The 10,784-nt window shown below is 61.2% G+C and carries 8 protein-coding genes and 1 pseudogene; 4 read left to right on the plus strand and 5 right to left on the minus strand.

From position 1 onward, the window contains the following. Positions 1-91: 91 nt before the first annotated feature. A complete protein-coding gene (locus BN1127_RS10215) occupies positions 92-1,780 on the minus strand; it encodes an FAD-dependent oxidoreductase (protein ID WP_042649362.1) in 1,689 nt (562 codons plus the stop codon). A gap of 134 nt (positions 1,781-1,914) precedes the next feature. On the opposite strand from BN1127_RS10215, the gene BN1127_RS10220 reads away from it, so the two are divergent. From BN1127_RS10220 to BN1127_RS10230, 3 genes are all read left to right on the plus strand, one after another. Beyond that, complete coding sequence (locus BN1127_RS10220; protein ID WP_042649363.1) at positions 1,915-4,854, plus strand: sensor domain-containing phosphodiesterase; 2,940 nt, start codon at positions 1,915-1,917, stop codon at positions 4,852-4,854. 75 nt (positions 4,855-4,929) lie between these two features. Then, entirely contained in the window at positions 4,930-5,772 is an 843-nt protein-coding gene (pflA, locus tag BN1127_RS10225; RefSeq protein ID WP_082030047.1) for a pyruvate formate lyase 1-activating protein, read from the plus strand. Positions 5,773-5,851: 79 nt separating this feature from the next. After that, on the plus strand, positions 5,852-6,493 hold the full coding sequence (locus BN1127_RS10230; RefSeq protein ID WP_042649364.1) for an energy-coupling factor ABC transporter permease: 642 nt from the start codon (positions 5,852-5,854) through the stop codon (positions 6,491-6,493). Between the two features lie 56 nt (positions 6,494-6,549). Here the strand turns inward: BN1127_RS10230 and BN1127_RS10235 are convergent, their stop codons facing one another. The 4 genes from BN1127_RS10235 to BN1127_RS10250 form a co-directional block, all read right to left on the minus strand. Further along, positions 6,550-7,242, minus strand: a complete 693-nt coding sequence (locus tag BN1127_RS10235; RefSeq protein ID WP_042649365.1) for an ABC transporter permease — start codon at positions 7,240-7,242, stop codon at positions 6,550-6,552. 93 nt (positions 7,243-7,335) lie between these two features. Beyond that, entirely contained in the window at positions 7,336-8,076 is a 741-nt protein-coding gene (locus BN1127_RS10240) for an ABC transporter permease (RefSeq protein WP_042649366.1), read from the minus strand. Between the two features lie 204 nt (positions 8,077-8,280). Beyond that, positions 8,281-9,054: an ABC transporter substrate-binding protein gene (locus tag BN1127_RS10245; RefSeq protein WP_042649367.1), complete on the minus strand. Its 774-nt coding sequence runs from the start codon at positions 9,052-9,054 to the stop codon at positions 8,281-8,283. 65 nt (positions 9,055-9,119) lie between these two features. Then, positions 9,120-9,890, minus strand: coding sequence for an ABC transporter ATP-binding protein (locus tag BN1127_RS10250; RefSeq protein WP_025326493.1), 771 nt, complete (start codon positions 9,888-9,890; stop codon positions 9,120-9,122). A gap of 531 nt (positions 9,891-10,421) precedes the next feature. On the opposite strand from BN1127_RS10250, the pseudogene BN1127_RS10255 reads away from it, so the two are divergent. Next, a pseudogene (locus BN1127_RS10255) lies at positions 10,422-10,784 on the plus strand (hypothetical protein); the annotation flags it as partial.

A 10,784-nucleotide genomic window follows, 5' to 3' on the forward strand; every position in this document is an offset into this window, starting at 1 on the left:
TGTTCGCACCTTCCCTAGCACGGACGCCACTCGGCAGTTGAGCCCCCAGTAGAGCTGGCCACGGGGGCCGAGTATGAAGATGTAAACGAAGCTAACCAGCAGAGGCCATCTGCCAGGTCTTGAAGCCGCCGGAGAGGTTCTTCACCCGAAAGCCGTGCTGGCTCAGCAGGCGGCAGGCCACGTGGCCGCGCAAGCCCACCTGACAGCTGATGAGCAGTTCCTTGTCCCTGGGCAGCTCGTGAAGACGGCTGCGCAGCTCGTCGAGGGGGATGTGCAACGCCCCCGGAATGCGCCCCAGCTTGTCGAGCTCGGGGCCATTGCGCACATCTACCACCAGCTGATGGGGGTGGCGGGCCTGCACCTCGGCAGCGTGGCAGAGCAGGGTATCTCCCTTGAGGTGATTGCTCGCCACGAAGCCAGCCATGTTGATCACATCCTTGGCCGAGCCGAACGGCGGCGCATAGGTGAGCTCCAGATCCTGCAGATCAAACACGGTGAGCCCGGCCCGCTGGGCCACCGCCAGCACGTCGATGCGCTTGTCGACCCCATCCTTGCCGATGGCCTGGGCGCCATAAATCTTGCCATCGGGAGCAAACAGCAGCTTGAGGCTGACCGGGTGGGCACCGGGGTAGTAACCGGCGTGGCTGCCCGGGTGGACATAAACCTTCTCGAACGGCAGACCCAGTTGCACCAGTCGCTTCTCGTTGAGGCCGGTGCTCGCCACCGCCAGATCGAACAGCTTGCAGATGGCGGTGCCCTGGGTCTTCTTGTAGGTTTCCGCACGGCCCAGCATGTTGTCGGCGGCGATGCGTCCCTGCCGGTTGGCAGGACCCGCCAGCGGGATCAGCACAGATTCGCCGGTGACGAAATCGGTCTCCTCCACCACATCCCCCACCGCAAAGATGAAAGGATCCGAGGTACGCATGCCGGCATCGACCTTGATGCCGCCGCGCGGCCCCAATTCCAGCCCCGCCTTGGCGGCGAGCAGGGTTTCGGGCTTGACGCCGATGGCGAGGATCAGCATACCGGTGTCGAGATGGGTGCCGTCATTGAGGGTCAGGCGCAGGCCGCCGCTGTTGGCGGTGGGCACGGCTGCCGTCTTCTCGGCGGGCAGATCCAGACTCTCGATGGCTGATAGACCGGTGCGCAGACGCAGATCGATCCCCTCTTCGCGGATTCGGGCATGAAGCATGTTGGCCATCTCCTTGTCCACCGGTGCCATCACCTGATCGGCCAGCTCCAGCAGGGTGACCTCCAGCTTGCGCTGGTGCAGTGCCTCCATCATTTCCAGCCCGATAAAACCGCCGCCCACCACGGTGACGTGGCGCGGATTGTCGTGGCGCAGGGCCGCCAGAATGCGATCCATGTCCGGGATGTTGCGCAGGGTATAAACATGGGGGCTGTCGATACCGGGGAAAGGAGGACGGATCGGCGCCGCCCCCGGGCTCAGCAACAACACATCGTAAGGCTCGCGCTGCTCGTCACCGGTTTGCAGGTTGCGCACCAGCAGGGTCTTGCCCGCCTTGTCTATCTCGATCACGTCGTGGAAGATCCGCACATCGACGTTGAAACGGCGCTTGAAGCTCAAAGGCGTCTGCAGCAGCAAGGCATCCCGATTGGGGATATCCCCCCCGATGTGATAGGGCAGACCGCAGTTGGCAAAGCTGACGAACTCGCCCCGCTCGAACATCACTATCTCTGCCTCTTCACTCAAACGGCGGGCGCGGGCCGCCGCCGATGCACCACCCGCGACACCACCCACAATCAGGATCCGTTTCATCTGCAAGACTCCACTCAACGAGAAATTGAGTTCAAATTAGAACAATCTAATTTAGGTTTCAATGAAATTTTGTTTGCCACGGATTTGCAGTATTCTTGCCCTCCGACAATTGCTCAACAGGATAGTGTCAGTTCATGTCGTCTACCGCGCTCAGTCATCTCCCGACAGCCAGCCAGGCCCCCCTGTTCTTTCGCCTGGATACCCGTAGTCAACGGCTGGTCGCCCTGACCGATGTGATGCAGACCCCGCTCCACTGGCTCGATGAGCCCCGCAGCGCCTGGCCGGCTCAATTGCCGGATGCCCTGCGCCAACCCATAGAGCAGCGGCTGGCCAGCGGCAAGGGGGGCAAGCTGCTGCTGCGCTTTGCCGCCCAGCAGTGGCATATCTCCCTCTCCCATGAACAGGACGCCTTCTGGCTCATCTGCCTGCAGACCCAGTCCCGGGAGAGCGCAGCCAGCCTGTCGCTGCAACTGCCGCGCCTGAGCCAGATGGCCAGCCAGCAGCAGTATGCCGCCATGCTGGAGAGCCTCAGGGAGTGCCTGGGGGCCGATCGCCTGATCCTCTGGCACTACCAGGCCAATGGTCCCCTCGGCAGCGAGCAGCTGACCCCTGTCTTCACCCTGAATGCGGATTCAGTCGGTGCCATTCGCGGTGACAGCCGCTACATCCGGGCCTTGCGTACCCGGGGCGCCCTGAGCTTCTCGGAAGCCGCACACCAGCCCATGCTGAGCCAGCACTATTATCTGGCCAATGCCCATGTCAGCTCCCGCCTGGACGGCGCCCTGCTGGAGCAGGAGAAACTCATCGGCGTGCTCAGCCTCGAATACGCCGAGACGACCCTGATCGGCGAAGAGACGCTGCAGCTGGTGCGCCACTGCGCCCAGTTGCTGGGTCACTGGCAGCCCGAACCCGAAGTGGCCGAGGCCTCCCCCTTCACCCTGCCAGGCGGTCTCAGTTGCAAGAGCGGCAATGAGTATTGCCGCGCCCTGGTGCGCTGGGCCATGACGGCGAGCGGCGCCCGCATCGGCTGGCTCGGGGAGTTTCAGCTGCGCGGCCAGGATCTCTGGCTCATTCCCCGCTGCATGCTGGAAGGAGAGACCTTCTCTGCGGTCAAGCCCATGCGGATGGAGATAGGCCCGGGCCGGGAGATCTTCCAGCACGGCCAGAGCCTCTATGTGGAAGACCTGCCGCTGCGCTATCCCCAGGCCACCCAGTTGCTGGCCCTCAACGCCAAGGCCTACATCGGCATTCCGCTACAGGGTCAAGGCGGCGCCCCCCTGGGCCAGATCGCCCTGCTGCTGGGCGGGCCGCTGGCCGACCCCATTCCCCTGCTCGATGCCCTCTACGAACAGCGTGAACGGGCGGCCATCGAACTGCAGCGCCTCGCCAACGACGATGCCCTGCGCCTGGCCGAGGTGGCCTTCAACACCCACGACGGTCTGCTGGTGATGGACCACGGCGGCATCATCCTCAAGGTCAATGACTCCTTCAGCCGCATCACCGGCTTTGCGAGCGAGGAGATGCTCGGTCAGCATATCGAGGCCCTGCGGCCTACCTATTATGGCGACAGCCTGAAGGAGGAGGTCATCGTCGCCGTCGATGAGCAGGGATACTGGCTCGGCGAGGAGCAGTGCCTGCACAGGGATGGCCATCTCTTCCCAGTACGGCTCATGGTCAGTGGCGTCAAGGATGAGGAGGACGAGATCAGCCATTTCGTCTGCAGCTTCCACGACATCACCCAGGAGAGGGAGGCGGCCCGCCACATCGAGCGGCTCGCCTATTACGACGATCTGTGCGACCTCTACAACAGACGCAGCCTGAACGACATCATGCAGCGCACCCTTGCGCTCCCGAGCGGACAGTGGGGGGCATTGCTGCTGCTCGATCTCGACAACTTCAAGTCGATCAACGACTCCCTCGGCCATGCCTGCGGTGATCTGCTGCTGCAAGCCGTGGTGGTTCGGCTCAAGTCCCTGCCCCAGGAGAACCTGGTGCTGGCCCGCACCTCGGGAGACGAATTCGCCCTGCTGTTCACGGCGCTGGGCCAGGGCTACATCACCGCCAAGATCCTGGCGGAGCATTTTGCCAGGGAGCTGATGGGGATCTTCCGGCTCCCCTTCGACATCGGCGATCACAAACTGCACTGCAGTGCCTCCGTGGGGATCAGCCTGTTCAGCGACGATGACAAGGATCACCTGATCCTGATGCAGCAGGCCGACACCGCCGTCCACATGGCCAAACGAGCCGGCCAGGGCAACCACATCTTCTTCAGCGAAGCCATGGCGGAGAAGGAGAAGAGCAAGCTCTCCCTCAACAACCAGCTGCGCGATGCCCTGCGCAACAACGAGCTGGTGCTGCACTATCAACCCCAGTACAGAGTCGACAACGGCAGCCTCTCGGGCGTGGAAGCGCTGCTGCGCTGGCAGAAGATGGACGGCACCATGATCCCTCCCGGGGAGTTCATTCCCATCGCAGAAGAGACCACCCTGATCCAGGAGATAGGCTACTGGGTAATGAAGACGGCCTGCGCCCAGTACAGTTTCTGGCTCAACAACGGCCTCGCCATCCCCCATCTGTCGGTCAACGTCAGTGCCCGCCAGTTCCACACTGCCGGCTTCGTGCAGCAGGTGGAGTACGTGCTGCGCGATACCGGGGTGCCGCCGTCGCGCCTGCTGCTGGAGGTCACCGAGTCCGTGGTGCTGGAAAACCGGTTGGACAGCATCGCCAAGATCCGCCAGCTCAAGGCGCTGGGCATTCTCATCTCCATCGATGACTTCGGTACCGGGTATTCTTCTCTCGCGTATCTGCGCGATCTGCCCGCCGATGAGGTCAAACTGGACAGGAGCTTCATCCAGACGCTGGTGCACAGCGAGCAGGACAAGGCCATCGTCAAGGCCATCCTGGATCTCGCCAAGGTGTTTCGCTTCACGGTGACCGCCGAAGGGGTGGAGGACGAGGAGCAGCTGGCCGTGCTCAAGGCCCTGGGATGCCAGCACTACCAAGGCTTCCTGACCAGCCGCCCGCTCCCCGTCAAGGCACTGGAGAGTCTGCTGGGTGCCACCCCGGCAGGCTAAACTGGTAGGATTTATAGGGCTTTATGTCATAAAATAACGACCGCTCGAACCCTGTCCGAACAATTGGAGTCGTCTATGTCAGTCATTAACCGGATCCCTGCCGTTGAAACCAGCGGCCCTGCCGATCAGGGCACTCAGCGGATCCCTGCCGCCACCGTTAGCGACACCAGCAATCCCGACATCATTGGCCGGATCCATTCCGTCGAGACCTGCGGCACAGTCGACGGCCCCGGCATCCGCTTCATCGTGTTCATGCAGGGCTGCCTGATGCGCTGCAAGTATTGCCACAACCGGGATACCTGGGACACCCAGGGCGGCCGCGAGGTCACTGTGCCCGAGTTGATGCAGGATCTCACCAGCTACCGCCACTTCATGAATGCCTCAGGCGGCGGCGTCACCGCCTCCGGTGGGGAAGCCATGCTGCAGCAAGAGTTCATCGCCGAGCTGTTTGCCGCCTGCCAGGCGCAAGGGATCCACACCTGCCTGGATACCAACGGCTTCGTGCGTCACTACGACGAGCTGCTCGATCGGGTGCTCGACAACACCGATCTGGTGCTGCTCGACATCAAGCAGATCAACGACGAGAAGCACATCCCCCTCACCCATGTCAGCAACAAGTACACCCTGGAGTTTGCCCGCTACTTGGCGTCCCGCGGCCAGACCATGTGGATCCGCTACGTGGTGGTGCCCACCTGGTCCGACGATGACGAGAGCGCCGAAGGGCTCGGCCAGTTCATCGCAGAGCTGGGGGAGTGCGTCGAGAAGGTGGAGCTGCTGCCCTACCACGAACTGGGCAAGCACAAGTGGGATGTGCTGGGAGACACTTACGATCTGACCGGGATCAAGCCCCCCAGCAAGGAGACCATGGACAGGGTCCAGGCCATCCTCGGCAAGTACCACCCCAACGTGAAGTATTGAGACAGGGGGCCGCCCGGGATTGGGCGGCCTCTTTTTATTGCGCCCCTGGCCTTGCAGCGCCGGCACAAGAGGAGAGGTCATGAGTGAAGGACAAGTCGCCGCCCTCCTGCTCTGGCTGGTGCTGCTCGCCTTCAGCCTGAACGCCTCCCTGCTGCGCACCCTCCACGCCAACCCCCTCTATCAGCACCTCTGCCTGGGGAGCGCCATCGTCCTGGTGCCGCTCTGGACCTTGCGGGCAGGTCTCCACGAGGGGCTGGAGATCCACTTTCTCGGCCTCACCAGCCTGACCCTGCTGCTGGGCTGGCGCCTCGCCCTGTTGGCCCCCTGCCTCACCCTGCTGATCCTCGGGGCCTTTGGTGTCACCAACCTGGCTGAGTTCGGCTGGCAGGCGCTCATCGGTGTCGCGCTGCCGGTGGCCACCAGCTGGCTGCTGTTTCTGGCAAGCTGGGCCTGGCTGCCCCGCCACCTCTTCGTCTACCTGTTCGTGGCCGCCTTTCTTGGGGGGGCGCTCAGCATCTCGGTCAAGATCATCGCCAGTGCCCTGCTGATGGGGATGAGCGGCGCCTACCCCTGGCACACCATCAGTGCCGACTACCTCTCCATCTGGCCGCTGCTGCTCTTCCCTGAGGCCCTGCTCAACGGCATGGCCATGACACTGCTCGCCGTCTACCGACCCCACTGGGTCAACACCTTCTTCGACAGGGAATATCTGGGACGCTGAGCCTGCAGAGGCCGGCGCCATAAAAAAGCCCGCAGCTGCGGGCTTTTTCATTTTTGTCATACGCTGCGGGGGCGCAGGTGGGCGTGCCAGCGGGCCTCCCACTTCTTGAACAGCCAGACGATGGCGAAGGTGAGCAGCATGTAGAGCAGGCCGGCGGTCAGGAAGGCCTCGAACGGGCTGTAATAGCGGGAGTTGATGATCCGCGCCGCACCTGTCAGGTCGACTATGGTGATGATGCCCGCCACCGCCGAGCCCTGCAGCATGAAGATCACCTCGTTGCTGTAGGCGGGCAGCGCACGGCGAAACGAGTTGGGCAAGATGATGCGGGTGAGGGTCTGCCAGCGGCTCATGCCAAAGGCATTGGCCGCCTCAATCTGCCCCTTTGGCATGTTCAGCACGGCGCCGCGCACTATTTCGGCGGTGTAGGCGCCGGTGTTGAGGGTGAACGCCAGCAGGGCGCAGAACCAGGCCTCGGAGAAGAGCACCCAGGCGGGGCCGTTCTTGAGCCACTCCCACTGGGCGGCGCCGTAGTAGATGATGAACAGCTGCACCAGCAGCGGGGTGCCGCGGAAGAAGTAGATATATGCCCAGATCGGCCCCTTGATCAGCCAGTTGCGGCTGTTGCGCAAAATGCCCATGGGCACCGCCAGCATGAGGCCGAGCATAAGGGAGGCCGCCACCAGCCAGATGGTGGTGTAGAAGCCCTCCCAATAGGTGGGCCACTCCTTGAGAATGATGGAGAAATCCATGGCTTACCTCGTCTTGATCGTGATGTAGATACGCTCGGCACTGACACCGCGACTATCACAGTAAACGAATGACTGCAGTGAATACGGCATGGCTTACCTCGTCTTGATGGCGTAGTGACGTTCGGCCCACTTGAGCGCCGAGGTCGAGACCGCGGTGAAGATCAGGAAGATCAACGCCACCGCCATGTAGAAGGTAAACGGCTGCTGGGTCGAGCCCGCCGCCAGGGACGCCTTTCGCACCATGTCATCGAGCCCGATGATGGAGACCAGGGCCGTGGTTTTCAGCAGTACCAGCCAGTTGTTGCCAAAGCCCGGCAGGGCGTGGCGCATCATCTGGGGGAAGAGGATCCGTACAAACACCTGGGTCGCCCGCATGCCAAAGGCGCGAGCGGCTTCCAGCTCTCCCTTGTCCACCGCCAGGATGGCGCCGCGGAAGGTCTCGGTCATGTAGGCGCCGAAGATGAAGCCTATGGTGGCGACCCCGGCCGCAAAGGGGCTGATGTCGATGTAATCCGGCAGCAGGGAGACCCACTCCTGGTTCGGATTGCTCTCCAGCAGGTAGTTGTTGTAGGCCTCGTTGACCCAGGTACAGATTCCGTTGATCAGCACCTGGCCGCCGAAGAACAGCAGCATCATCAGCACCAGATCAGGGATGCCGCGAATGACTGTGGTGTAGGCGGTCGCGATGCCGCGCGCCCACTTGTAGGGGGAGAGCTTGGCGAGCGCCCCCAGCATGCCGAGCACCAGCGCCAGCAGCAGGGAAGCCAGCGCCACCTCCAGGGTGACCCAGGCCCCCTCCAGCAGGGAGGCTTCGTATCCTTTCAAATCAAACATATGCGGCTCCATTGCAACGCATTGAGCGGGCTTGCCCGTCCCAATATCCTTTCAAACCAAACACATGCAGCTCCATTGCAACTAAGCGGGCCCATCGCTCCCTTGCGAGAGACAACGGGCCCGGTGACTACAGACTAGGGTCAACCTGTCGTGATGATTCGCCGCAATCCCTTCGGCGGCTACCCGGGGTAGCGCGCCTGGGGGTTACTCGCCGTAAACGTCGAAGTCGAAGTACTTGTCGTTGATTTCCTTGTACTTGCCGTTGGCGCGCAGGGCCAGGATGGCGGCATTGAATTTCTCTTTCAGATCCTTGTCAGCCTTGCGTACCGCTATGCCGGCGCCCTCGCCAAACCACTTGGGATCGGTCAGTTTCGGGCCGACGAATTCGAAGGCATCGCCACCCTCTTTCTTCAGCAGACCGTCGCTGATGGCGGCGGAGTCGGCCATCACATAGTCAACCCGGCCGGATTTCAGATCGAGATAGGCTTCGTCTGCGGTGCCGTAGCGCTTGATGGTGGCGTTGGGGAAGTTGTCGGTGATGTAGGTGTCCATGGAGGTGGCGCGCTGCACGGCTATGGTCTTGCCATCCATGAAGGCCTTGTCGAGCTGCACCTCGGTGCCTTTCTTGGCGGCGAAGCGGGCCGGAATGTGCTGGTACTTCTGGGTGAAGTCCACCTTCTTCTTGCGCTCTTCGGTGATGTCCATTGTGGCGATGATGGCGTCATACTTGCGCGACAGCAGCGCCGGAATGATGCCGTCCCAGTCCTGCTTGACCAGGGTGCACTTCACCTTCATCTCTTCACACAGGGCGTTGGCGATGTCGATGTCAAAGCCTTTCACCTCGCCGCTCGGCTCGGTCCAGGAGAAGGGAGGATAGGCACCTTCCACCCCGATCCGTACCTCTTTCCACTCCTTGGCCATCAGGCTACCGGAACACAGGGCCGTCATCACGGCAGTCGCCAGCATCAGCTTGTTCATGTATCTCTCCTTGATAAACACGTCGATCGTTGAAAACGCAGAATATTGAAAATACCGCTCCCCCATCAATAGATGGAAGAGATGAATTGTTTGAATCGCTCCGACTTGGGATGAGCGAAGATCTCCTTGGGATTACCCTCCTCCTCCACCCGCCCCTGGTGCAGGAACATCACCTTGTTGGAGACGTCACGGGCGAACGACATCTCGTGGGTGACCACCAGCATGGTGCGCCCCTCTTCGGCCAGCTCGCGCATCAGGCCGAGCACCTCGCCCACCAGCTCGGGATCGAGCGCCGAAGTGGGTTCATCGAACAGCATCACCTCGGGCTCGACCGCGAGAGCACGGGCGATGGCGGCCCGCTGCTGCTGGCCGCCGGAGAGGTGACCGGGGTAGTAGTCGCGCCGCTCCCACAGGCCCACCCGGTTGAGCAGTTGCTCCGCCTTGGCGATGGCCTCGGCACGGGGCACCTTGAGCACCTGGATGGGGACTTCGATGATGTTCTGCATTATGGTCATGTGCGACCAGAGGTTGAAGCTTTGAAACACCATGGCCAGACGGCTGCGAATGCGCTCCACCTGACGCATGTCCTCGGGCAGGCGTTCACCGGCCCGATTGCTCTTCATGCGGATCAGCTCGCCATGGAGTGAGACCGTGCCGGAAGAGGGGGTTTCCAGCAGATTGATACAGCGTAGAAAGGTCGACTTCCCCGAACCCGAGGAGCCGATCAGGGAGATAACATCCCCCTTGCGGGCCGTCATATCGATGCCCTTGAGCACTTCGTGGGTGCCAAAATACTTGTGCAGTTCACGAACTTCCAGTGCGGCAACGTCGCTCATCCATTACAACCTTGTCTGTCCCTAGACGCCGCTACGGCGTGACTCCACCATCGCGGATTTAACAAAAAGTTAACCGATGGCAACCTTCAGCGAAAATATCATTCAGGTAGTTAAAAAACAATACAGAACCGAGGTATTTAGTGGTTTATCTGTATTTTTATTGGCCTTGGCGGTATTTTTCAGCACTTTGTCTGCATAAAATCCGCTTTGCGCCATCTCTGAGATACCGCCTTTTTATACCCGGAACGCACCAGTAGCAAGAAGATTCAGCCTTTTCAGTCAGAAGCCATTCAGAGTCACTTTATTCACCCCGCCTCGGCCGAACAAAACGCACTTTTTTCTGAATGGAATTGATTTTATTGACGATGACGACCCGAGACTAGAGGGCCTAGGGAAGGCGGCCTCGCCATGCAAAAGTAACAAACCGATAAAAAAAGGGTCGAATGAAGCATACAAACTCATGGATTTATGACTCTTGGCCAATAAGTAGTGGTAATGTGTCGTTTTCCCAGTTTTGTGACCGAGGCCCCAATGTTGCTGAATGTGTTGCTGATCCTGCTGCCGCTGGTGATTGGCTATCTTGTCCCCCTCTCCTCCACCCGGCTCATCAAGCTGATCAATCAGTCGCTGGGCAAGATGGTCTATCTCATCCTGTTCCTGATGGGGCTGGGGCTGGCCTATGTGGAGAACCTCGGCAGCAACCTGGCGGTGATCTTCAAGGTGGCCGGGGTGATGCTGGCCGCCATCACCGCCTGCAACCTGCTGGCACTCTGGTGGCTGGACAGACGCAGCCCCCCCACCCATGAGGCGAGCGACGCCAAGATGCTGAGCAAGCTGCATCTGTTGTGGGAGTCCCTCCAGCTCTGCTTCGTGGTGCTCGGCGGCGTGCTGCTG

It is taken from the genome of Aeromonas media, from assembly GCF_000819985.1.
GTDB lineage: Bacteria > Pseudomonadota > Gammaproteobacteria > Enterobacterales > Aeromonadaceae > Aeromonas > Aeromonas media.

Coding starts and splice junctions, on each gene's coding strand:
- BN1127_RS10215 (WP_042649362.1), bottom strand. CDS start 1,780: ATGAAACGGATCCTGATTGTGGGTGGTGTCGCGGGTGGTGCATCGGCG.
- pflA (WP_082030047.1), top strand. CDS start 4,930: ATGTCAGTCATTAACCGGATCCCTGCCGTTGAAACCAGCGGCCCTGCC.
- BN1127_RS10250 (WP_025326493.1), bottom strand. CDS start 9,890: ATGAGCGACGTTGCCGCACTGGAAGTTCGTGAACTGCACAAGTATTTT.
- BN1127_RS10220 (WP_042649363.1), top strand. CDS start 1,915: ATGTCGTCTACCGCGCTCAGTCATCTCCCGACAGCCAGCCAGGCCCCC.
- BN1127_RS10245 (WP_042649367.1), bottom strand. CDS start 9,054: ATGAACAAGCTGATGCTGGCGACTGCCGTGATGACGGCCCTGTGTTCC.
- BN1127_RS10230 (WP_042649364.1), top strand. CDS start 5,852: ATGAGTGAAGGACAAGTCGCCGCCCTCCTGCTCTGGCTGGTGCTGCTC.
- BN1127_RS10240 (WP_042649366.1), bottom strand. CDS start 8,076: ATGTTTGATTTGAAAGGATACGAAGCCTCCCTGCTGGAGGGGGCCTGG.
- BN1127_RS10235 (WP_042649365.1), bottom strand. CDS start 7,242: ATGGATTTCTCCATCATTCTCAAGGAGTGGCCCACCTATTGGGAGGGC.